This is a genomic window from Pseudomonas sp. R3-52-08 (assembly GCF_003851745.1).
Classification (GTDB): Bacteria; Pseudomonadota; Gammaproteobacteria; order Pseudomonadales; family Pseudomonadaceae; genus Aquipseudomonas.
In genome coordinates, this window is sequence record NZ_CP027730.1 from 4,748,486 (window position 1) to 4,770,956 (window position 22,471).

The following is a 22,471-nucleotide window of genomic DNA, read 5'->3' on the forward strand; positions in this document are numbered from 1 at the left end:
TACACCCGCAAAGCATGTGCTCAACAGTCAGCGCTCAACCACGAGGCAGGAACACATCGGCCAGCAGTTGATTACGCGGCAGCCCCGCCAGAAACAAGCGCTTGGAAAAGGCTTCGACGCTGTCCGGATGCCCGCAGACTAAGGCCAGCGTTTGCCGCGAAATAAGCCGCAGCTGCCCCAATGCCTGGGCCAACTCATCTGCGGTCCACAACTCCACCGTAAGGTTCTGATGCTGCGCGGCCAGCGCCGTCAGGGGTTCGGCCAAGTAGTGAGCCTGGGCATCATGAGCCAGGTGAATGACGCGGATGGCACCTTGGTGATCCTGGCGCAACGCTTCACGCAACACCCCCCACAACGGACCCAGCCCAGCGCCGGAGGCCAGCAGCCACAGCGGCCGGGCTTGCCAGTCGGGATCATACTGCAGCGCCCCACCCCGCAACTCACCCAGGTTTAAAGCATCACCGATCTTGAAGTGGCGAGCGGCATCGCTGAATGCCCCGGGTTGACGGCAATCGATATGAAACTCCAGGTACGGGTCCTGCTGGGGCAAGCTCGCCAGGGAATACGGACGTGCCACCTGCCCTGCCCACAACACCAGATGCTGCCCGGCGCGGTATCGCAGGCCACGCTCGGGTTGAAGGCGCAGGCGCAGCACCGTCGGACTCAGCCAATCCGCACCCACCACCTGCGCCGCCATGCCGTCGCGCAGCGGGTCAAAGGCTTCGACCCGCAGATCGCCGCTGACCCGACACTGACACGCCAGGCGCCAGCCGTCCTGGCGTTGCGCCGGGCTCAACGCCTGAGGTTGCTTGTCTTCAACCTCGCCCTGGCAACGCACCAGGCAGGCATGGCAACTTCCGGCGCGGCAACTGGAGGGCACGGCCACCCCCGCCTGAGTCAAGGCGTCCAGCAGGTTGCTGCCGGTAGTCACCGGCCAATGGCGTTCGCCGACGTACAGTTCAGGCATAAACGGACTCAATCACAAGGGGCGCGCACAGGGAATCATGCCTGCGACAGTTTGACCATAGTCGGGTGTATCAGCCACCGTGCCGGGTTATACTGCCGCGCCTTTTTAGCGTCGCGCCTGCACCAGTGGCGTGCCTTGGAAAGGTGGTTTCAGCCGACCGATGCACCCTTGCTGAAGCCACCTTATTGAATGTTCCCTTATAGAGGAGCGCGACTCATGACCGTGATCAAGCAAGACGACCTGATTCAGAGCGTTGCCGACGCCCTGCAATTCATTTCCTACTACCACCCCGTTGATTTCATCCAGGCGATGCACGAGGCCTATCTGCGCGAAGAATCGCCGGCCGCCCGTGACTCCATCGCCCAGATCCTGATCAACTCGCGCATGTGTGCCACCGGCCATCGGCCAATCTGCCAGGACACCGGTATCGTGACCGTGTTCGTGCGCGTGGGCATGGATGTACGTTGGGATGGCGCCACCATGGGCCTGGACGACATGATCAACGAAGGCGTGCGTCGCGCCTACAACCTGCCGGAAAACGTCCTGCGCGCTTCCATCCTTGCCGACCCGGCAGGCGCGCGCAAGAACACCAAGGACAACACCCCGGCGGTGATCCACTACTCCATCGTCCCGGGTAACACCGTGGAAGTGGACGTGGCCGCCAAGGGCGGTGGTTCCGAGAACAAGTCGAAAATGGCCATGCTCAACCCGTCCGACTCGATCGTCGACTGGGTGCTCAAGACCGTGCCGACCATGGGCGCCGGCTGGTGCCCACCGGGCATGCTCGGCATCGGCATCGGCGGCACCGCCGAGAAAGCCGCGGTGATGGCCAAGGAAGTGTTGATGGAATCCATCGACATCCACGAGCTGAAGAAGCGCGGCCCGCAGAACCGCATCGAAGAGATGCGCCTGGAGCTGTTCGAAAAGGTCAACCAACTGGGCATCGGCGCCCAGGGCCTGGGCGGCCTGACCACCGTGCTCGACGTGAAGATCATGGACTACCCGACCCACGCCGCGTCCCTGCCGGTGTGCATGATCCCGAACTGCGCCGCCACCCGCCATGCGCACTTCGTGCTTGACGGTTCGGGCCCGGCGTCGCTGGAAGCGCCACCGCTGGACGCCTACCCGGAAATCGTCTGGGAAGCCGGCCCATCGGCCCGTCGCGTCAACCTCGATACCCTGACGCCCGAAGAAGTGCAAAGCTGGAAACCGGGCGAAACCGTGTTGCTCAACGGCAAGATGCTCACGGGTCGCGACGCGGCGCACAAGCGCATGGTCGAGATGCTGAACAAGGGCGAAACCCTGCCGGTGGACCTCAAGGGCCGTTTCATCTACTACGTCGGCCCGGTTGATCCGGTGCGCGAAGAAGTGGTTGGCCCGGCGGGCCCGACCACCGCGACGCGGATGGACAAGTTCACCCGTCAGATCCTCGAGCAAACCGGCCTGCTGGGCATGATTGGCAAATCCGAGCGCGGCCCGACCGCCATCGAAGCGATCAAGGACCACAAGGCCGTGTACCTGATGGCCGTGGGCGGCGCCGCTTACCTGGTGGCGCAGGCCATCAAGAAGTCGCGCGTTGTCGCTTTCGCCGAACTGGGCATGGAAGCGATCTACGAGTTCGACGTGAAGGACATGCCGGTCACCGTTGCGGTGGACAGCAAGGGCGAATCCGTACACATCACCGGTCCTGCGATCTGGCAGAAGAAGATCAGTGAGAGCCTGGCGGTGGAAGTTCAGTAAGTAAAGGTGGGAGGGGGCCTTGCTCCCTCCCACACAAGTTTCGGGCAGCCCATGCTATGGTGCTCGCCCCCACTGCGCCTGTTCATCCTCGTATGATCGCAATCCCTCGCCCCCTGCGCCTGACCTTCTATTCCCTGCTGATCGTCGCCGGTGCGGTGCTGGCGGCAGCTGTGGCCACGCGCCATGCCGAACGCCAGGCCTTGGTGGACGACGCCGCCCGTGCCAATCAACAGCTGGCGCTGTATGCCAACTCGCTGCACACCCTGATCGAACGCTACCGTGCCCTGCCCGCCGTGCTGGCGCTGGACTCGGAGATGATCAACGCCTTGAAAGGCCCGCTGGACGCCACCACCCAGGACCTGCTCAACCGCAAGCTGGAACGCATCAACGGCGCCGCCCAGTCTTCCACCCTCGAATTAATGGACCGCACCGGCCTGGCCGTGGCCGCCAGCAACTGGAACCTGCCCAGCAGCTATGTGGGGCACAACTACGCGTTTCGGCCGTATTTCAGCCAGACCCTGAGCCAGGGCACCGGGCGCTTTTACGCGGTGGGGGTGACCACCGGCATACCGGGTTACTTTCTTTCCAGCGCCGTTGTCGACGAACACGAGCAGTTTCTCGGCGCCATGGTGGTCAAGCTCGAATTCCCTGAGCTTGAGCGTGAATGGGCCCAGGGTAACGACCTGCTCCTGGTCAGCGACGCGCGCGGGATCGTGTTCATCGCCAACCAGCCGGGCTGGCGCTACCGCAACCTGCGTGCGCTGTCGGCCAGCGACCTGGCCGAACTCAAGGCCACCCGCCAATACGACAAAAAGCAATTGCAGCCGCTGGAGACCAGCACCTTGCAGCGCTTCGGCGACAACAGTCACCTGATGCGCGTCAACGGCCCCGACGGCAACGCCAACTACATCTGGGAATCGCTGCCGCTCAAAGCCGAAGGCTGGACCCTGCACCTGCTGCGCAAACCCCAGTTCCCGTTTGAAGACCAACGCAACGCCGGCCTGGCTGCCGCCGGGTCCTGGCTGGCATTGGTGTTCCTCGTGCTGTTTTTGAGCCAACGCTGGCGCCTGGCGCGTCTGCGTCAACGCAGCCGTGAAGAGCTCGAGCAATTGGTCGAGGAACGCACCCGGGCCCTGCGCACCGCCCAGGATGGCCTGGTGCAGTCGGCCAAGCTGGCGGCACTGGGGCAGATGTCCGCTGCCCTCGCCCATGAAATCAACCAACCGCTGACCGCCCAGCGCATGCAATTGGCGACCCTGCGGCTGTTGCTCGACCACGGCCGCGTGGACGATGCCTACAAGGCACTCACACCACTGGATGACATGCTCACCCGCATGGCCGCGCTGACGGGCCATCTCAAGACCTTCGCGCGTAAAAGCCCCAGCGGCCTGCGCGAACGCCTGGATCTGGCCACCGTGGTCGATCAATCCCTGCACCTGCTCGACGCACGCTTGCGCGATGAAGCCATCGGCGTAGTGCTGGACCTGACCCGCCCGGCCTGGGTACGCGGCGACGCGATCCGCCTGGAACAAGTGCTGATCAACCTGCTGCGCAACGCCCTGGATGCCATGGCCGACAAGCCGCGCAAACGCCTGGAAATCCGCCTGCACGCCGACCAGCAGCTCTGGCAGTTGAGCGTCAGCGACAGCGGCGGTGGGATTGCCGAAGAACACTTGAACAACGTATTCGACCCCTTCTTCACCACCAAGCCGGTGGGTGACGGGCTCGGCTTGGGGCTGGCCGTGTCCTACGCTATCGTGCATGAACTGGGCGGACGTCTGATCGCCGGCAACCGGGGCGACGGCGCGATATTTACCCTGACCTTGCCTGTCGCGCTGGAGACGCCCGACCTATGTTGAACGCGGTGATTGTGGTGGATGACGAAGCCAGCATTCGTACGGCCGTCGAACAATGGTTGAGCCTGTCCGGGTTTGCGGTGCAGTTGTTCAGCCGTGCCGAGGAATGCCTGGCGCAGTTGCCCAGGGACTTTCCCGGCGTGATCCTCAGCGACGTGCGCATGCCCGGCCTCAGCGGCCTGGAGCTGCTGGCCGAAGTGCAGCGGCGCGATGCCGACTTGCCGGTCATCCTGCTCACTGGCCATGGCGACGTGCCGATGGCCGTCGAAGCCATGCGCGACGGCGCCTACGACTTCCTGGAAAAACCCTTCAGCCCGGATGCGTTGCTCAATAGCCTGCGCCGCGCGTTGGATAAACGCGGGCTGATCCTGGAAAACCGCCGCCTGCATCGCCAAGCCGATCATCGCGCCCAGCTGGAATCCAGTCTGCTCGGGGTATCCAAGAGCCTGCAAACCCTGCGACGCCAGGTGCTGGACCTGGCGTCGCTGCCGGTCAACGTGTTGATCCGCGGCGAGACCGGCAGCGGCAAAGAGCTGGTTGCGCGCTGCCTGCATGATTTCGGCCCGCGAGCGAAAAAGCCGTTTGTCGCGCTCAACTGCGCCGCGATCCCCGAGCAGCTGTTCGAAGCCGAGCTGTTCGGCCATGAAAGCGGCGCATTCACGGGGGCCCAGGGCAAGCGGATCGGCAAGTTGGAATACGCCCATGGCGGCACGCTGTTCCTCGATGAAATCGAAAGCATGCCCTTGGCCCAGCAGGTAAAACTGCTGCGCGTGTTGCAAGAGCAGAAGCTGGAGCGCCTGGGTTCCAATCAGAGCATTCATGTGGATTTACGCATCATCGCGGCCACCAAGCCGGACTTGTTGGAAGAGGCCCGCGCCGGGCGCTTTCGCGAAGACCTGGCGTATCGTCTCAACGTCGCGCAACTGCGCCTGCCGCCGTTGCGCGAGCGGCGCGAAGACATCCCGCTGCTGTATGAACATTTTGCCCAGGACGCTGCCCAGCGCCTGGGACGCAGCGCCGAGCCGCTAAGCGGTCCGGCGCTGGGACGCCTGCTCAGCCATGACTGGCCAGGCAACGTGCGCGAACTGGCCAACGCTGCCGAGCGCCAAGTGCTGGGGCTTGGCGAGCCGGAACCGGAGGGCATCGAGGCCGGGCAATCCTTGGCGGCGCAGCAGGAAGCCTTCGAGGCGCATTGCCTGAAAGCTGCGCTGACCCGGCATAAAGGCGATATCAAGGCGGTGCTGGCCGAACTGCAACTGCCGCGCCGGACCCTCAATGAAAAGATGCAGCGGCATGGGTTGGTAAGGGAGATGTTTCTCTAGCGGTCTTCAGATCGCCATCGGGGGCAAGTCGAATCGTCGCACCGCCCCTCCCACATTTTGACCTCATTGTTCCTGAATAAACGCGGTCCACTGTGGGAGGGGGCTTGCCCCCGATGAGGCCAGCAGCCATAAGCGGATTTCCGCTCATCAGTCCAAAACCATCAGCGACATTCCGCTCAAAAAAATTCTGCAACCCTTCTAAACCGGGCCTTCAACCACCTGGCACAGCTCCTGCTACAGCCCGAACCAGGCTGCGCACGCGCCGCTCCATAAAAACAACTAGATGAAGGATCCTTCAATGGATAACACCAACACCCTGCCTCTGGGGTCGGCGGCCGCGCCGGCAAAAGAACGCACAACCTCCAGCCGGATCAGATCGATCTTCAGCGGCTCCGTCGGCAACATGGTCGAGTGGTACGACTGGTACGTCTACGCCGCTTTCTCGCTGTACTTCGCCAAAGCCTTCTTCCCCAAAGGCGACACCACCGCCCAATTGCTCAATACCGCCGCCATCTTCGCCGTGGGCTTTTTGATGCGCCCGATCGGCGGCTGGTTGATGGGCCTGTACGCCGACAAGGTCGGGCGCAAGAAAGCCCTGATGGCCTCGGTCTACCTGATGTGCTTCGGCTCACTGTTGATTGCCCTGAGCCCAGGCTATGAAATCATCGGTATCGGTGCGCCCATCCTGCTGGTGTTTGCCCGCCTGCTGCAGGGGCTGTCGGTCGGTGGCGAATACGGCACCTCCGCCACTTACCTCAGCGAGATGGCGACCAAGGAGCGTCGTGGTTTCTATTCCAGCTTCCAGTACGTCACCCTGATCTCGGGCCAGCTCATCGCCCTCGCGGTGCTGATCGTGCTGCAGCAAGTGCTGACCACCGAGCAACTGTATGCCTGGGGCTGGCGCATTCCGTTCGCCATCGGCGCGCTGTGCGCAGTGGTTGCGCTGTACCTGCGGCGCGGCATGGAAGAAACCGAGTCATTCACCAAGAAAGAAAAAGCCAAGGAAAGCGCGATGCGCACCTTGATGCGCCACCCCAAGGAACTGCTCACCGTGGTCGGCCTGACCATGGGCGGCACCCTGGCGTTCTACACCTACACCACCTACATGCAGAAATACCTGGTGAACACCGTCGGCATGAGCATCTCCGACTCCACCACCATCTCGGCGGCGACGCTGTTCCTGTTCATGTGCCTGCAACCCTTGGTCGGCGGCCTGTCGGACAAGATTGGCCGTCGGCCGATCCTGATCGCCTTCGGCATCCTCGGCACTCTGTTCACGGTGCCGATCCTCACTACCCTGCACACCATCCAGAGCTGGTGGGGCGCGTTCTTCCTGATCATGGCGGCGCTGATCATCGTCAGCGGCTATACCTCGATCAACGCAGTGGTGAAAGCCGAGCTGTTCCCGACCGAAATCCGCGCCTTGGGCGTAGGCCTGCCGTATGCCCTGACCGTGTCGATCTTCGGCGGCACCGCTGAATACATCGCGCTGTGGTTCAAGAGCATCGGCATGGAAACCGGCTATTACTGGTACGTGACCGCGTGTATCGCGGTGTCGTTGGTGGTCTATGTGACCATGAAGGACACGCGCAAACACTCGCGCATCACCACCGACTAACTGGATGATGAGATAAAACCTGTGGGAGGGGGCTTGCTCCCGATAGCGGTGTGTCAATCAATATATTACTGACTGACACCCTGCTATCGGGGGCAAGCCCCCTCCCACATTGGGTATGATGTTTGCCCCGAAACCGAGAGCAGAACTGGCCCATGTCCGACGATATCCATTTCTACGAACCCGCCAACGGCCACGGCCTGCCCCATGACCCGTTCAATGCCATCGTCGGCCCACGCCCGATCGGCTGGATCTCATCCCACGACCGCGAGGGCCGCCTGAACCTGGCGCCCTACAGTTTCTTCAATGCGTTCAACTACATTCCGCCGATCATTGGATTTTCCAGCGTGGGGCGCAAAGACAGCCTGAACAATATCGAGCAGACCGGCGAGTTTGTGTGGAACCTGGCGACCCGCCCACTGGCCGAGCAGATGAACCAGAGTTGCGCAGCCGTTTCGCCAGAGGTGAATGAATTCGAGTTGTCCGGCCTGACGCCGGTGGCGTCGAAAGTCGTCGGCGTACCGCGAGTGGGCGAGAGCCCGGTGTCGTTCGAATGCAAGGTGACGCAGATTATCCAGCTGCAACGCGCCGACCAGCAGCTGGTACCCAGCTGGCTGGTGCTGGGCGAAGTGGTCGCGGTGCACATCGCCAAATGGCTGCTCAAGGACGGGATCTACGACACCGCCGCCGCCGAGCCGATTTTACGCGGTGGCGGCCCGGCGGATTATTTCCAGCTAGGGCCGGAGGCGCTGTTCAAGATGTACCGCCCAGGCGCCACAAAGCCCTGACTGAAATGCAATAAACATGTGGGAGGGGGCTTGCTCCCGATGGCGGTGTATCAGCTACAACTCAGTTGACTGACACATCGCCATCGGGGGCAAGCCCCCTCCCACATTTAGTCCCAAATCAGCTGGCCTTCCGCGTCCACATCGACCAGATACTCAAGCCGCGCCGCCGCCGCTTCATCGGCGTCGGAAGCCGTCTTGAACGTCTGCCCATCGAGAATCTTGTGAAAGCGCGGTGCACCCATGCCATCCAGTGCCTTGACGGCGATGGCGGCACTGTAGCCGCCCTCTCCCGGTACTACGGCGGAAACGGCTTCGTGGTGGGCAAATTGTTTACGTGCCATGTTTGAACGTCCTGGCCAATGAAAAGTCGGCCATTCTAACGCTCTAGCCGGCCAGTTGCAGGTACTCGCCGTAGGCTTTGACGGCGGATGCATCGGTGAAGGTCTGGAAGTCCATGCTGCGCACGACCATGTCGTTCAGCAACTCGGTGAAGATCATCAGGGCCGGAGAATTGAAGTAGGCGCTCATCGCCTGCTCGCTGCTCCAGAAGCCCGAAATCAGCCATACATCGGGATCGGTCTGGGAATGCTGCACGGTAAATTGCAGGCAACCCTGAGCCTGTCGGCCCGGTTCGATCAAGCTGCTCAAGCGTGCACCGAGTTCGGTGCTGCACCCGGTACGGGCGCGGACAAAGGCCATATGGCTCGCGGGAATGGGGGTGGACATGTTCGACTCTCCCGTTGAGAAGTGATGCTCGGCAAGCACTGTGAGGGCGTGTTGCCACAGGATCAAAGATAGCGGCGCCGGTGTGGGCACGGTTAGTCAATTCCTGCCGGCTTATTGCACAATCCTGCGAGAAGCGTAGGCATGACGTTCCAGCGCTGGATTTATTCCAGGCCCGAACGGCATGTTTCAGGGAGATGACAGCCGCCTTGCTTGCCTGATTCACGATATGCCGCAGGATCAGGCAAGGATTGTGCAGAATCGACGTAACACTTTTTGAATACCCACCACTAAGCTGAGCACCATTCAACCAGTGTGTAGAGGACGCCCCATGTCGTCGCCCGACCTCAAGCCCATGCCCCTCGATGCCGAGATGGAAAAGCAGCGTGCCGAACTGGCCAGCATTGTGCACCGCCATACCTGGGAAGATGGCTCCTACGGCACGGCGATCACTTCGCTGTACCTGAACCGCCACAACACGCCGCGTGACTTCATGCCGGTGCTGGTGGAGCCGGCACTGTGCATCCTCGCCAGTGGCAGCAAGGAAGTGCGCCTGGCCGACGAAATCTTTGCCTACGACCCGCTCAATTATTTGGTGTTCTCGGTCGCCATGCCGGTGGCCGGGCGAATTATCGACGCCACCCCCGAAGACCCCAACCTGTCGGTGCGCATCAATATCGACCCGGCCCAGCTCACCGCACTGATCGCCGAAGCCGGCCCGATGGGTGTGCCGTCGCGTCCAACTTCCCGAGGCATGTACGTCGACCGCATCGACCATCAGTTGCTTGATGCAGTGCTACGCCTGACCCGCCTGCTGGATACGCCCAAAGATATCGCGATGCTCGCCCCGCTGATCAACCGCGAAATTCTCTACCGCTTGTTGCGCGGGCCCCAAGGCTATCGCCTGTATGAAATTGCCGTGGCCAACAGCCAGAGCCACCGGGTGAGCCAGGCGATCAAGTGGTTGAACGGCAACTACGAACAGCCGCTGCGCATCGATGACCTGGCCAGGGAAGTGAACCTGAGCGTCTCGACCCTGCACCATCGTTTCAAGGCGATCACCGCCATGAGCCCGCTGCAATACCAGAAACAACTGCGCTTGCAGGAAGCTCGGCGGCTGATGATTGCCGAAGGGCTGGAGGCCTCGGCGGCGGGGTATCGGGTGGGGTATGAAAGCCCGTCGCAGTTCAGCCGGGAGTACAGCCGGTTGTTTGGCGCGCCGCCGTTAAGAGACTTGGCCAGACTGCGTCAAAGCATCTGACCTGACACAGACAAAATGTGGGAGGGGGCTTGCTCCCGATAGCGGTGGGTCAGTCAGCTGATGTGTAGCTGATAGACCGCCATCGGGAGCAAGCCCCCTCCCACATTGGGTCCTGCGTGTATTCAGTCTAATCCGCGCGGTAGCTGGAGGGTCACCCGCAACCCACCCTCGCGCAAATTCTGCAAACTCACCTCACCGCCATGGCTATGGGCGATATTGCGCGCAATTCCCAACCCCAGCCCATAGCCCTGCTGCTGCCCGGCCAGGCGAAAGTGCGGTTCGAACACCTGCTCCAACCGCTGTTCCGGCACGCCGGGGCCTTCGTCGTCCACATGCAGGATGAATTCGGCGCCATCGTCCTCGATGTGCAGATGGGCGTTCTGTCCGTATTTCAGCGCATTGTCGATCAGGTTGCCGATGCAGCGCTTGAGCGCCAGCGGCTTGCCCGGATAGGTGGTCAGGGCCTGCCCATGCTGGGTCACCCGCCCATTGCCGTTGGGCGCGAGGTAAGGCTCCACCAGGCATTCGAGTACGTGGTTGAGGTCCACCGGCTGGATGTTCTCGTGGATATCGGTGTCTTTCACGCATTGCAACGCGCCCTTGACCAGCAATTCCAGCTCATCCAGGTCGCGGCCGAATTTGGCTTGCAGGTTTTCGTCTTCGAGCAATTCCACGCGCAGGCGCAGGCGTGTGATGGGTGTGCGCAAGTCATGGGAAATCGCGCTGAACAACTGGCTGCGCTCAGTCAGGTAACGGCTGATGCGCTCACGCATGGCATTGAACGCACGGCCGACTTCCACCACTTCACTGCCGCCGCCTTCGGCCACAGGCTCCACATCCGCTCCCAGGGACATGTCCCGCGCCGCCCGCGCCAGGCGCTTGAGCGGGCGGCTCTGCCAATGCACCAGCAGGCCGATGAACAGCAGCAGGAAACCGCTGGTCAACACGATAAACCACACCTGCTGGGCCGGCAGGCCTTGTTCTTCAAGGCTGGTGTAGGGTTCTGGCAGCAGCGAGGCGATGTACAACCATTCACCGGGAGCGAGCTGGATCTGGGTGACGAGCACCGGCGGGTTGACCGGCTCCAGGGTCAGCGCGTAGTGAGCCCAGGAGCGCGGCAGTTCGTCGAGCTTGAGCCCGGCATTGAAAATGCGCAGGTCTTCGGCGCTGACGAATTCCACCGAAATATGTACATCGGCGCCAAGGGTCTGGCGCAGCACGTCGTCCACGGCCACCAGCACCGCCTGCTTGCGCGGGGTTTCGGGCAAGACCTGCATATCCAGCGGGCGATCATTGAGGGTCACCACAAAACGCGTGCCGCCCATGCTGCGCAACTGGTCGAGCACCAGCGGGCGATAGGCCACCGGTAATGAACGAAAATAACTCACGCTGGCGGTCATCGAATGCGCCAGGCTACGGGCAGCCGTCACCAGGCCTTCGAGCTGGGTAGCGCGCAGTTGCGACACCCAAATCACGCTGGATAACGCCTGGGCAAACAGCACCGCCAACAGGGTCAGCAGTAACATCCGCCCCAGCAGCGAACGTGGTACCGGGATCCGCCGGCGTAGTTCACGCAGGCGTTCAGTGGGCATTGCCGGCAACCACGCTGGCTGCCAGTTGATAGCCGCTGCCGCGCACGGTGCGGATCAGCCGGGGTGGTTTTTCGGTATCGCGCAGGCGCTGGCGCAGGCGGCTGACAGCCATGTCGACAATGCGGTCCAGCGGCATCAGGTCGCGGCCCCGGGTAGCGTTGCCGATGGTGTCGCGGTCGAGGATCTGTTGCGGATGGTCGAGAAACAACTTGAGCAAGGCAAAGTCGGCGCCAGAGAGGATCACCTCTTCGCCGTCCACGTGAAACAGGCGATGGCTGATCATATCCAGGCGCCATTCATCGAACACCAACACCTCGCCGCCACTGCTGCGCTCCTGGCCGAACTGGCAGCGTCGCAGCAGCGCCTTGATCCGCGCCTGCAGCTCGCGGGGGCTGAACGGCTTGCCGATATAGTCATCGGCGCCCAGTTCCAGGCCGATCACGCGGTCGGCTTCGTCGGAACTGGCGGTGAGCATGATGATCGGCACCTGCGCCTGGCGCGGATGCTGGCGGATCCAGCGGCAGAGGCTGAAACCGTCTTCATCGGGCAACATCACATCCAGGATGACCAGGTCGCACGGCGCCTCGTTCATCGCCTGGCGGAACCCCGCGCCATCGGCCACGCCACGGACCTGGAAGCCGGCGCGACTGAGGTAGGTTTGCAGCAATTCGCGGATTTCCTGGTCGTCGTCGACGAGGAGAATCGATTTACTGATTACGCTCACGGGGTCCTCCTTGTTGTTATGAGGTGCTCTTGATGGCCTCATCGGGGGCAAGCCCCCTCCCACATTGGAATGCAATCCAATGTGGGAGGGGGCTTGCCCCCGATGAAGCCGTCACAGCCTAAGCAAATGCCTGCTCAAGCGCCACACCCGCGCCGGTCAACCCGGAATACGGCGCGGTCACCAGCCACACCGGGATGCCCTTGAAGTAATCACTCATACAGCCTTTGTCGGCAAAACTCCTGGCAAAACCGCTGCGGATAAAGAAGTCGGCAAACCTCGGTATCACCCCGCCCACGATATACACACCGCCACGCCCGCCCGTGGTCAGCACATTGTTGCCGGCCACTCGGCCCAGCCAGATGCAGAACTGGTCGAGCACTTCCAGCGCCACCGGATCGCCCGCCAACCCCGCCGCCGTGATGGCCTCGGGCGTGTGCAGTACCGGTGTGTGCCCGTCCACCGCACAGATCGCCCGGTACAGACGCGGCAAACCGCCCCCGCTCAACGCGGTTTCAGCGCTGACATGGCCGATCTCGCTGTAGATGTGTTGCCACAACTGGGTTTCACGCGGGCTGCTCAGGGGCAGGTCGACATGGCCGCCCTCCCCCGGCAACGCCGCCCAACGGCCTGCGCCGAGGTCCAGCAAGGTACCGACCCCCAGGCCGGTGCCCGGCCCGATCACCACGGCCGGGCGCAACGGCTCCGGGGTACCTTCGCACACCACGCGAAATTCATCGGGCTGCAGGCGAGTCATGCCCAGGGCCATGGCCGAGAAATCGTTGACCAGCAGCAATTCGTCCACCTGCAACGCCTGGCAGAAAGCCGTCTTGCTCAGGCGCCAGTGATTGTTGGTGAACTTGAATTCATCGCCGCTCACCGGGCCGGCCACCGACAGGCACACCGCACCAATGTCACCCAGCACCAGGCCTACCTCCTTGAGATAGACCTTGATGGCCTCCTCAGGGCTTGCGTGATCCACCGTGGCCTGCACGCGGATCGAATGCAGTGCCTGATCCCGCCACAACGCAAAACGGGCGTTGGTACCCCCGATGTCACCGACCAGCGCTAACTTCACTTAAGCGTCTCCAAGGCACAGGTAAAGGCGCTGGCGCCTTGCTCTGCGGAGCTTGCGGCCAAGCGCATGAATGCAAACAACTCGCGACCGGCGCCCACGTTATTGCCCAGCAGGCCCGTGGCCGGCGTGCGCGCGGCAAATTCTTCGGCGTCCACCTTAAGCTCCAGGGTGCCGGTAACGCCATCGACGCGAATGATATCGCCATCCTGGACCCGCGCCAGCGGCCCGCCGCTCTGGGCTTCGGGATTGACGTGGATCGCGGCGGGAATCTTACCCGAGGCGCCGGACATACGCCCGTCTGTCACCAGGGCGACTTTGAACCCACGGTCCTGCAACACGCCAAGGAACGGCGTCATCTTGTGCAATTCGGGCATGCCGTTGGAGCGCGGGCCCTGGAAGCGCATCACCGCGACAAAGTCTTTTTCCAGCTGGCCCGCCTTGAAGGCGTCGGCCAGGTCCTGCTGATCCTGGAACACCACCGCCGGCGCTTCGACCACTTGGTGCTCGGGCGCTACTGCCGAGACTTTCATCACGCCACGGCCGAGGTTGCCTTCCATCACTCGCAGGCCGCCTTCGGGCGAAAACGCACGGGCCACGGGGCGCAGGATGGTTTCATCGAGGCTTTCGATGGGGCCGTCGCGCCAGATCAGTTCGCCGTCGACCAGGAACGGTTCCTGGGTGTAACGGCTCAAGCCCTTGCCCGCCACGGTGTTGACGTCTTCGTGCAGCAGGCCGGCTTCGAGCAGTTCGCGGATCAGGAACGACATACCGCCCGCCGCCTGGAAGTGGTTGATGTCAGCCTTGCCGTTCGGGTACACGTGCGACAGGGTCGGCACCACTTCGGAGAGGTCGGCCATGTCCTGCCAGGTCAGGATAATGCCCGCCGACATGGCGATGGCCGGCATGTGCAGGGTGTGGTTGGTGGACCCGCCCGTGGCGTTGAGGGCGACGATGGAGTTGACGAGTGACTTCTCGTCGACGATCTCGCCGATCGGCGTGAAGTTGCCGTTGGCCTTGGTCAGGCGTGTGACCTGGTGCGCGGCCTCGCGGGTGAGTGCATCGCGCAGCGGCGTATACGGATTGACGAACGAGGCGCCCGGCAGGTGCAGGCCCATCACTTCCATCAACAGCTGGTTGGTATTGGCGGTGCCGTAGAAGGTGCAGGTGCCGGGGCTGTGGTAGGACTTCATTTCCGATTCCAACAGCTCTTCGCGGGTGGCCTTGCCTTCGGCGTAGCGCTGGCGCACATCGGCTTTCTGCTTGTTGGAGATGCCCGACGGCATCGGCCCGCCGGGCACGAAGATCATCGGCAGGTGGCCGTAGCGCAGCGCGCCCATCATCAGGCCGGGGACGATCTTGTCGCAGATGCCCAGCATCAACGCGGCGTCGAACATGTTATGGGACAGCGCGACCGCCGTGGACATGGCGATCACTTCACGGCTGAGCAGGCTCAGCTCCATACCCGGCTCGCCCTGGGTCACGCCATCGCACATGGCGGGCGTGCCGCCGGCGAACTGGCCGACCGAGCCGACTTCGCGCAGGGCTTTCTTGATTTGTTCAGGGAAGTGTTCGTACGGCTGATGCGCCGAGAGCATGTCGTTATATGAAGAAACAATTGCCACGTTGGCGGCATTCATCATGCGCAGACTGTTTTTGTCTTCGGTGCCGCAACCGGCCACGCCGTGGGCGAAGTTGGCGCACTGCAGCTTGCCGCGCATCGGACCGTCGCTGGCTGCGCCGCGAATGAGCGCAAGGTAAGCCTCGCGGGTGGCGCGGCTGCGGGCGATAAGCCGTTCGGTGACCTCAAGGACGCGGGGATGCATGTATAGAACTCCAGGCTAACGGATGTGGCGACCTGAGTGTCTATGCTGATCAAACGCCCGCAGCGCATGGATGGCAGGCAGTCGTTTGGATCATCGGACCAGTTGATTCAGGTCACTCGTTGTAGATTGAACAAAATATTGCCACTAAAAAGGCTTGTTTTCTATTTTTATGCGAATAATCTTGTAATTCTTACAACAAATCGACGATAGGCACTTTCCAATGACTCTACGTATCGCAATCAACGGTTTTGGCCGTATCGGCCGTAATGTTCTGCGCGCACTGTATACCCAAGGCTATCGCCAGGATTTGCAGATCGTCGCCATCAATGATCTGGGCGACAGCTCGATCAATGCCCACCTGCTCAAATATGACACCGTGCATGGCACATTCGAAGCAGAGGTAGCCCACGATCAGGAAAGCCTGACCGTCAATGGCGACCGGATCGCCGTGAGTGCCATTCGCAACCCGGCCGACCTGCCGTGGGCCGCGCACAAGATCGACGTGGTGTTCGAATGCACCGGCCTGTTCACCGATCGTGACAAGGCCGCCGCCCATATTAGCGCCGGTGCGCGCAAGGTGATCATCTCTGCCCCGGCCAAGGGCGCGGATGCGACCGTGGTCTATGGCGTTAACCATGACATTTTGCGTCAATCGCACCAGATCATTTCCAACGCGTCGTGCACCACCAACTGCCTGGCGCCGGTGGCCCAAGTGCTGCACCGCGAACTGGGCATCGAAAGCGGCCTGATGACCACGATTCACGCCTACACCAACGACCAGAACCTCACCGACGTCTACCACACCGACCCGTACCGCGCACGTTCGGCCACCCAGAACATGATCCCGAGCAAGACCGGCGCCGCTGAAGCCGTCGGCCTGGTATTGCCGGAACTGGCGGGCAAGCTGACCGGCATGGCCGTGCGCGTGCCGGTGATCAACGTGTCGCTGGTGGACCTTACCGTGCAGTTGAAAAAAGAAGCCACGGCCGATGAAGTCAACGCGCTGTTGAAGCACGCCAGCCAGCATTCGAAAATCCTCGGCTACAACACCCTGCCGCTGGTTTCCAGTGACTTCAACCATAACCCGCTGTCTTCGATCTTCGATGCCAATCACACCAAGGTGAGCGGCAAGTTGCTTAAAGTGCTGGCTTGGTATGACAACGAGTGGGGCTTCTCGAACCGGATGCTGGATAACTGCCTAGCGCTGTGTAACGCTGAATAACACGACCTGCTTGTTCCCACGCTCTGCGTGGGAATGCAGCGCCGGACGCTCTGCGTCCCGCTCCGGAGGTTGTGACGCGGAGCGTCACAGGATGAATTCCCACGCAAAGCGTGGGAACGATCAAGCCACTTGCCATTTCAGTTGATGATAAGCATTATCATTAACTGCAAATCGGTCTGGTATCACTGTGAGCCAATCTCGCTTCAATCACGTCTTTCTCACCCAACGGGTGATTCTGCTGCGCACGCTGCAACGCATGGTGAATAACCACAGCACCGCCGAGGACCTGTTGCAGGAAACCTACCTGCGCGTGACCCGGGCCCTGAGCGAGCGGCCGATCGACCACCTTGAACCCTTCGTCTACCAGACCGCGCGCAACCTGGCGCTGGATCATTTGCGTGCGCGCAGGATCCAGGCCCGCACCCTGCAGGAAGATGTCCCGCTGGATATCCTGCAAAGCGTTGCCGCCCCGATCAGCACACCCGAAGACGCGACCCAGGCCGAGCAATTGCTCGAGCACCTGAGCGTCAGCCTGGGCCAGTTGAGCGCTCGCCAGCAGCGGATCTTCATCCTCAGCCGCCTGCACGGTTGCAGCTACCAAGAGATCGCCGATCAGCTGCAGGTGTCCTTGAGCACCGTACAAAAGGAACTGAAGTTGATCATGGCCATCTGTGTAGGTGTGGCCGAACGGCTGGATCAGCCTTAAGCTTCACGCCGACAGAAGTGTCGATCCAGGCTGTAGGAAAAATGAACAGAACGTGGCGAAGACCCGAGGAACACCGTGACCGACCCGACTAAACTGCGCCCCCATGCGCTGGCTCATGAGGTGCTGCAAGACACGGCCATGGACCAAGCCCTCGATTGGCTGATCGCCTTGCAGTGCCCGCAACCCGGCCAACAAGCTGCGTTCCAAGCCTGGCTGGCCGAGGACCCCGCGCACGCCCACGCCTTCAGCAAAGCCCAGGCCGCCTGGGGTGGCGCGCCCGTACACAGCGCCGCCGTGGCCCTGGCCGCGCCACGCAGGCCGAGCGCCTGGCGCCGGATCAAACCGCATTGGAAACCCCTGGCCACCGCCGCCGTGCTGCTGCTCGGCCTGTTCAGCTTCAGCAACTTGCCGGTACGCCTGCAGGCCGACCACCTCACCGTGGTCGGTGAACGCCAGCGCCTGCAACTGGACGAGGGCGCCAACGTATTGCTGAACACCAATTCGGCGTTTTCCAGCCGCATCAAGGACCACCAGCGCATCGCCCGCCTCTACCAGGGCGAAGCGTTTTTCGACATCGCCCCCAGCCGTGGCCTGCCGCTGGAAATCGACGCCGGCCCGGTGCGCGCCAGCGTGCGCGACACCGCGTTCGCCGTGCGCTATCTCGACGGCGAAGCCCAGGTGCAAGTGCAGCGCGGCGATGTCGACCTGAGTAATACCGTCGACGACGCCCGGGTGCGCCTGAGTGCCGGTGAAAGTATCCGCATCGGCCCCAAAGGCTTTGGTCAGCCGGCCAAGCTGGACGCCGGCAAGGACCTGGCCTGGGTCCAGGGCCGACTGGTGTTCGAAAACTGCCCGATGGGCGAAGTGCTGGCGGAGCTGCGTCGCTATTACCCGGGCTGGATCGTCAACACCAACGACAGGCTCGCCAGTGTCGCCGTCACCGGTAACTATCGCCTCGACCAACCGCTGGACGTGGTGCGTTCCCTGGCCCACATCACCTCGGCCAAGCTGTCGGAATACCCGGCGCTGGTGATCTTGAACTAAATGAGAATTATTTTTACTCGATGCTGAACGGCGATACGTCTCGTTATAGCCAATGCAACTGATTCCTATTTGGTTCGGTTCGCAACTATAAGATTCGTATCTCCGGAGCGCTCTCGATGTCCTCTCGTTTCAACCGCCGGTCTTGTTCGCCCGCCCTGTCTCTGCTGACCGCCGCCATACTGATGGCCGGCGTGCCGGCAATGGCCGCCACTGCCGCCGAACCCGCACCGCGCAGCCAAGGCACCTACACCTTCAGCATCGAACAGCAACCCCTGGTGTCGGCGTTGAACGCTTTCACCGGTGTGACCGGCTGGCAAGTCGGGCTGCCGGCTGAGTTGGGCCAGGGTGTGTCGTCCCCTGGCGTGCGGGGTGCCTTGTCGCCGGAGAAGGCGCTGGAACGGCTGTTGGTGGGGACCAACCTGAGCTATCGCAAGCTGGGCAACAGCAACATCGTCCTGGAGAAACGTGCCGCCGGCGGCGCCCTCAACCTGCAGCAGGTAACCATCAGTGCCACCCGTACCGAGCAGGATGTGAACAGCGTACCGAGCATGGTCAGCGTGCACGACCGCCAGGAACTGGACCGCCAGAACGTCAACACCACCCGTGAGCTGGTGCGCTACGAACCGGGCGTGTCGGTGGGCGGCGCCGGTACGCGCTCGGGCAATGCCGGCTATAACATTCGCGGTATCGACGGCGACCGCATTCTGACCCAGGTCGACGGCGTGGAAGTGCCCGACAACTTCTTCAATGGCCCCTACGCCAAGACCCGGCGCAACTACGTCGACCCGGAAATCGTCAAGCGCGTGGAGATCCTGCGCGGGCCGGCCTCGGCCCTGTACGGCAGCAGCGCCATTGGCGGCGCGGTGAGCTATTTCACCCTCGACCCGGATGACATCATCCAGCCCGGGCAGGACGTCGGCGCCCGCCTGAAGACCGGCTACAGCTCCGCCGACGAAAGCTGGCTGACGTCCGCCACCGTAGCCGGCCGTGTGCAGGACGTCGACGGTTTGCTGCACCTGAGCCAGCGCAACGGCCACGAAACCGAGTCCTATGATGGCAACAACGCCACCGGCCTGGCCCGCACCGGCGCCAACCCGGAGGACGCACGCACCACCAACGTACTGGCCAAACTGGGCTGGAATTATGGCGACGATAACCGCCTGGGCCTGACGTACGAGAAGTACAAGGATGATCGCGACGTCAACCTGAAGAATGCGGTGGGCGGCCCGTTCATCGGTGGCCGTGGTTTCAACCTGTACCGTGACCGTCGCGGCAACGACACCATTACCCGTGAACGTTTCGGCCTGGAAAACAGCGTTGCCCTCGCGTCGCCGATGGCCGACCGCATCAAGACCAGCCTCAACTACCAGATCGCCAAGACCGACCAGACCACCGCTGAAATCTATCAGTCGGGCCGTCGCGTACTGCGCACCCGCGACACCCTGTACGAAGAAAAGCAGTGGGTCTTCGATGCACAGCTGGACAAGGCCTTCAGCCTGGGCGACACCGAGCACCAGGTGACCTACGGCACCACCCTCAAGCAGCAGAAAGTCACCGGTTCGCGTGAAGGCAGCGCCACCTGCCTGGCGGTCGGCAGCGGCTGCACCGCCATCGGCGCGCCCAGCCCGTCGGCCGGCGACAGCGTGAAGAAATCCAGCGATTTCCCCGACCCGACCATCAACACCTACTCGCTGTTCGCCCAGGACCAGATCAGCTGGAATAAATGGACCTTTCTGCCCGCCGTACGCTACGACTACACCCGGCTCAAGCCCAAGCTGACCGAGGAATTCCTCAGCACCGTAAACCCCACCGGTGAATATGCAGTCGATGGCAAGGACAAAACCTGGCACCGCGTCACGCCCAAGTTCGGCCTGACCTACGCCCTGACCGATCAATACACCTGGTTCGGCCAATACGCCGAAGGTTTCCGCACACCGTCCGCCAAGGCGCTGTACGGCCGCTTCGAAAACCTCAACCTGGGCTACACCGTGGAGCCCAACCCCGACCTCAAGCCGGAAACCAGCAAGGGCATCGAAACCGGGCTTCGCGGCAAGTTCGACGCGGGCTCGTTTGAAATCGCCGTGTTCTACAACAAATACCGCGACTTCATCGATGAGGACAACGCGGTGGTCGGTGGCACCGTCGAGCAGTTCCAGGCGGTGAATATCAAGCGCGCCACCATCAAGGGCGCCGAAGCCAAGGGCCGCCTGAACCTGGACGCCTTCGGTGCGCCGCAAGGCCTGTATACCCAGGGAGCGGTGTCCTACGCCCATGGCCGAAACGACGACAACGGCCAGCCGCTCAACAGCGTCAACCCGCTCAAGGGCGTCTTCGGCCTGGGCTACGATCAGGACAGCTACGGCGGCCTGCTGAGCTGGACCCTGGTGAAAAAACAGAATCGCGTCGACAGCAGCACCTTCCACGCCCCGGATGGAGACACCAGCGGGCCGTTCAAGACGCCGGGGTTTGGCATTCTCGACCTGAGCGCCTATTACAAGGTCACCCACGACGTGACCATCAACGGCGGCGTCTACAACCTCACCGACAAGAAGTACTGGAACTGGGATGACGTGCGCAGCTACGACAGCGTCGGCGAAGCCGCGGTGACCGGCCCGGCCAACCTCGATCGCCTGACCCAGCCGGGTCGCAACTTCGCGATCAATGTGATCTGGGACATCTGACGCCAACCGCTGCATCTCGCCGCGATGTTCGAGCGGCGAGATGCGGAATTTTTACTGTGCTGCGTCTTCCTGTTCGTCTAGTTGATAACCGCTCTCTTCAGAGCCAGAAAGGCGCTCCCCCTCTCAAGGACTTTTTCATGACCGCTTCTCCTACCGCAGAACGTCCAAGCCTGCGCTCCCAGCGCCTGAACCAGATCACCCACGCGCCACACACCAGGCTCGACGCGTTGGTGAAGGCCCACGCGCCGTTTGCAACCCAGGCCAACTTTGCCCGCTTCGTGGTGGCGCAATACCTGTTCCAATCGGAGTTGGTGGCGCTGTACAACGATGCCGAACTGAACCGGATCATCCCCAACCTGGCCGAACGCTGCCGCGCAGACGCCGCCAGACTCGACCTGGGCGACCTCGACACCGAGGTGCCGGCCCCGGTTGCCGGGGCCGTGAACAACCCGAGTGTGGCCCAAGCCCTGGGCTGGCTGTTCGTCTCCGAAGGCTCCAAACTGGGCGCTGCCTTCCTGATCAAACGTGCCGTGGGCCTGGGCCTGAGCGAAACCTTCGGCGCCCGTCACCTGGGCGAGCCGGCGGGCGGCCGTGCCGAAGGCTGGAAAAGCTTCACCCGCACCCTCGATGCAATGCAATTGAGCGCCGAGGAAGAAGCCGCCATGGATAAAGGCGCAATCGATGCGTTTGTACGCTTCACCGTCTTGCTGGAACAGGCGTACGCTAGCGCCCCTGAACTGGCCTGATTGCGACTTGATCCTGAATTGAAATGCAATCAACTGTGGGAGGGGGCTTGCTCCCGATAGCGGTGTACCAGCAACGAATTCCATAACTGACCCACCGTCATCGGGAGCAAGCCCCCTCCCACACTTTGACCCTATTTCAAGCTGATTTCTTGTGACCTCCTGATTGCACACACCATGACCGGCAAACCCCAATCCACCTCGAAAATCGCGCAGATCCTCTACGGCCTGCTGGCCTACGTCAGCCTGGGGATCGGCTTGGTGGCGATTGTCATACCGGGTTTGCCCACCACCGAATTCATCCTGCTTGCCGCCTGGGCCGCGACCAAAAGCTCACCCCGCCTCAGCGCCTGGCTGGAAAACCACCGCCTGTTCGGGCCGATTCTGTTCAACTGGCGCAATGGCAAGATCATCGCGCGCCGGGCCAAAGTCAGCGCCACCGTCAGCATGTTGCTGTGCGCCGCCCTGATGCTGGTAATGCTTGATCATGGCTGGCCGATCTACCTGGCAATCGCCGGCATGAGCCTGGGCAACCTGTGGATCTGGTCGCGCCCCGAGCAGCTTGCACGGCCCGTATAACGTGTGTGTA

At 62.2% G+C, this 22,471-nt stretch carries 19 protein-coding genes; 12 read left to right on the top strand and 7 right to left on the bottom strand.

The window, feature by feature from the left end:
• Positions 1–34 precede the first annotated feature (34 nt).
• The gene (locus C4J91_RS21860) at positions 35–967 is read right to left on the bottom strand and encodes an iron-sulfur-binding ferredoxin reductase (protein WP_124364212.1); all 933 of its coding nucleotides are present in this window, start codon (positions 965–967) and stop codon (positions 35–37) included.
• Positions 968–1,183: 216 nt separating this feature from the next.
• On the opposite strand from C4J91_RS21860, the gene C4J91_RS21865 reads away from it, so the two are divergent.
• From C4J91_RS21865 to C4J91_RS21885, 5 genes are all read left to right on the top strand, one after another.
• Positions 1,184–2,707 carry a fumarate hydratase gene (locus tag C4J91_RS21865; RefSeq protein ID WP_010208051.1) on the top strand — a complete coding sequence of 508 codons (1,524 nt, stop codon included), beginning with the start codon at positions 1,184–1,186 and terminating at the stop codon, positions 2,705–2,707.
• Positions 2,708–2,799: 92 nt separating this feature from the next.
• Positions 2,800–4,566 carry an ATP-binding protein gene (locus C4J91_RS21870; protein WP_124364213.1) on the top strand — a complete coding sequence of 589 codons (1,767 nt, stop codon included), beginning with the start codon at positions 2,800–2,802 and terminating at the stop codon, positions 4,564–4,566.
• Entirely contained in the window at positions 4,560–5,885 is a 1,326-nt protein-coding gene (locus tag C4J91_RS21875; protein ID WP_124364214.1) for a sigma-54 dependent transcriptional regulator, read from the top strand. Before C4J91_RS21870 ends, C4J91_RS21875 begins: the two co-directional genes overlap by 7 nt.
• A 298-nt stretch (positions 5,886–6,183) precedes the next feature.
• The gene (locus C4J91_RS21880) at positions 6,184–7,503 is read left to right on the top strand and encodes an MFS transporter (protein WP_124364215.1); all 1,320 of its coding nucleotides are present in this window, start codon (positions 6,184–6,186) and stop codon (positions 7,501–7,503) included.
• 152 nt (positions 7,504–7,655) lie between these two features.
• Positions 7,656–8,288: a flavin reductase family protein gene (locus C4J91_RS21885; protein WP_124364216.1), complete on the top strand. Its 633-nt coding sequence runs from the start codon at positions 7,656–7,658 to the stop codon at positions 8,286–8,288.
• 107 nt (positions 8,289–8,395) lie between these two features.
• On the opposite strand, the gene C4J91_RS21890 is transcribed toward C4J91_RS21885, so the two are convergent.
• Entirely contained in the window at positions 8,396–8,629 is a 234-nt protein-coding gene (locus C4J91_RS21890) for a hypothetical protein (protein WP_124364217.1), read from the bottom strand.
• Positions 8,630–8,672: 43 nt separating this feature from the next.
• A complete protein-coding gene (locus C4J91_RS21895; protein WP_124364218.1) occupies positions 8,673–9,014 on the bottom strand; it encodes an antibiotic biosynthesis monooxygenase family protein in 342 nt (113 codons plus the stop codon).
• A 328-nt stretch (positions 9,015–9,342) separates the two neighbouring features.
• On the opposite strand from C4J91_RS21895, the gene C4J91_RS21900 reads away from it, so the two are divergent.
• Positions 9,343–10,272 (top strand): AraC family transcriptional regulator, encoded by a 930-nt coding sequence (locus C4J91_RS21900; RefSeq protein ID WP_124364219.1) that lies wholly within the window; start codon positions 9,343–9,345, stop codon positions 10,270–10,272.
• A gap of 122 nt (positions 10,273–10,394) precedes the next feature.
• Here C4J91_RS21900 and C4J91_RS21905 read toward each other — a convergent pair whose 3' ends face one another.
• From C4J91_RS21905 to edd, 4 genes are all read right to left on the bottom strand, one after another.
• On the bottom strand, positions 10,395–11,864 hold the full coding sequence (locus tag C4J91_RS21905; protein ID WP_124364220.1) for an ATP-binding protein: 1,470 nt from the start codon (positions 11,862–11,864) through the stop codon (positions 10,395–10,397).
• Positions 11,854–12,588 (bottom strand): response regulator, encoded by a 735-nt coding sequence (locus tag C4J91_RS21910; RefSeq protein ID WP_124364221.1) that lies wholly within the window; start codon positions 12,586–12,588, stop codon positions 11,854–11,856. Before C4J91_RS21910 ends, C4J91_RS21905 begins: the two co-directional genes overlap by 11 nt.
• Before the next feature lie 118 nt (positions 12,589–12,706).
• Positions 12,707–13,663 carry a glucokinase gene (locus tag C4J91_RS21915; protein WP_124364222.1) on the bottom strand — a complete coding sequence of 319 codons (957 nt, stop codon included), beginning with the start codon at positions 13,661–13,663 and terminating at the stop codon, positions 12,707–12,709.
• Positions 13,660–15,486, bottom strand: coding sequence for a phosphogluconate dehydratase (gene edd / locus C4J91_RS21920; protein WP_124364223.1), 1,827 nt, complete (start codon positions 15,484–15,486; stop codon positions 13,660–13,662). The genes C4J91_RS21915 and edd overlap by 4 nt, the downstream gene beginning before the upstream one ends.
• A gap of 220 nt (positions 15,487–15,706) precedes the next feature.
• Between edd and gap the strand changes: the two genes are divergently transcribed.
• The 6 genes from gap to C4J91_RS21950 all read left to right on the top strand — a co-directional run bounded on the left by gap (position 15,707) and on the right by C4J91_RS21950 (position 22,461).
• The gene (gap, locus tag C4J91_RS21925) at positions 15,707–16,708 is read left to right on the top strand and encodes a type I glyceraldehyde-3-phosphate dehydrogenase (RefSeq protein ID WP_124364224.1); all 1,002 of its coding nucleotides are present in this window, start codon (positions 15,707–15,709) and stop codon (positions 16,706–16,708) included.
• 187 nt (positions 16,709–16,895) lie between these two features.
• Entirely contained in the window at positions 16,896–17,414 is a 519-nt protein-coding gene (locus tag C4J91_RS21930; RefSeq protein WP_124364225.1) for an RNA polymerase sigma factor, read from the top strand.
• Between the two features lie 75 nt (positions 17,415–17,489).
• Positions 17,490–18,458: a FecR domain-containing protein gene (locus C4J91_RS21935; protein WP_124364226.1), complete on the top strand. Its 969-nt coding sequence runs from the start codon at positions 17,490–17,492 to the stop codon at positions 18,456–18,458.
• A gap of 116 nt (positions 18,459–18,574) precedes the next feature.
• Positions 18,575–21,139 carry a TonB-dependent receptor gene (locus C4J91_RS21940; protein WP_124364227.1) on the top strand — a complete coding sequence of 855 codons (2,565 nt, stop codon included), beginning with the start codon at positions 18,575–18,577 and terminating at the stop codon, positions 21,137–21,139.
• 137 nt (positions 21,140–21,276) lie between these two features.
• Positions 21,277–21,885: a biliverdin-producing heme oxygenase gene (locus tag C4J91_RS21945; protein ID WP_124364228.1), complete on the top strand. Its 609-nt coding sequence runs from the start codon at positions 21,277–21,279 to the stop codon at positions 21,883–21,885.
• A gap of 174 nt (positions 21,886–22,059) precedes the next feature.
• On the top strand, positions 22,060–22,461 hold the full coding sequence (locus C4J91_RS21950; RefSeq protein WP_124364229.1) for a YbaN family protein: 402 nt from the start codon (positions 22,060–22,062) through the stop codon (positions 22,459–22,461).
• Positions 22,462–22,471: the final 10 nt, after the last annotated feature.

What these genes read in the sequence shown, in the direction of transcription:
- C4J91_RS21895 (WP_124364218.1), bottom strand. Translation starts at nt 9,014, where the DNA reads ATGTCCACCCCCATTCCCGCGAGCCATATGGCCTTTGTCCGCGCCCGT.
- C4J91_RS21870 (WP_124364213.1), top strand. Translation starts at nt 2,800, where the DNA reads ATGATCGCAATCCCTCGCCCCCTGCGCCTGACCTTCTATTCCCTGCTG.
- C4J91_RS21900 (WP_124364219.1), top strand. Translation starts at nt 9,343, where the DNA reads ATGTCGTCGCCCGACCTCAAGCCCATGCCCCTCGATGCCGAGATGGAA.
- C4J91_RS21890 (WP_124364217.1), bottom strand. Translation starts at nt 8,629, where the DNA reads ATGGCACGTAAACAATTTGCCCACCACGAAGCCGTTTCCGCCGTAGTA.
- C4J91_RS21905 (WP_124364220.1), bottom strand. Translation starts at nt 11,864, where the DNA reads ATGCCCACTGAACGCCTGCGTGAACTACGCCGGCGGATCCCGGTACCA.
- edd (WP_124364223.1), bottom strand. Translation starts at nt 15,486, where the DNA reads ATGCATCCCCGCGTCCTTGAGGTCACCGAACGGCTTATCGCCCGCAGC.
- C4J91_RS21860 (WP_124364212.1), bottom strand. Translation starts at nt 967, where the DNA reads ATGCCTGAACTGTACGTCGGCGAACGCCATTGGCCGGTGACTACCGGC.
- C4J91_RS21885 (WP_124364216.1), top strand. Translation starts at nt 7,656, where the DNA reads ATGTCCGACGATATCCATTTCTACGAACCCGCCAACGGCCACGGCCTG.
- C4J91_RS21950 (WP_124364229.1), top strand. Translation starts at nt 22,060, where the DNA reads ATGACCGGCAAACCCCAATCCACCTCGAAAATCGCGCAGATCCTCTAC.
- gap (WP_124364224.1), top strand. Translation starts at nt 15,707, where the DNA reads ATGACTCTACGTATCGCAATCAACGGTTTTGGCCGTATCGGCCGTAAT.
- C4J91_RS21945 (WP_124364228.1), top strand. Translation starts at nt 21,277, where the DNA reads ATGACCGCTTCTCCTACCGCAGAACGTCCAAGCCTGCGCTCCCAGCGC.
- C4J91_RS21865 (WP_010208051.1), top strand. Translation starts at nt 1,184, where the DNA reads ATGACCGTGATCAAGCAAGACGACCTGATTCAGAGCGTTGCCGACGCC.
- C4J91_RS21880 (WP_124364215.1), top strand. Translation starts at nt 6,184, where the DNA reads ATGGATAACACCAACACCCTGCCTCTGGGGTCGGCGGCCGCGCCGGCA.
- C4J91_RS21940 (WP_124364227.1), top strand. Translation starts at nt 18,575, where the DNA reads ATGTCCTCTCGTTTCAACCGCCGGTCTTGTTCGCCCGCCCTGTCTCTG.
- C4J91_RS21875 (WP_124364214.1), top strand. Translation starts at nt 4,560, where the DNA reads ATGTTGAACGCGGTGATTGTGGTGGATGACGAAGCCAGCATTCGTACG.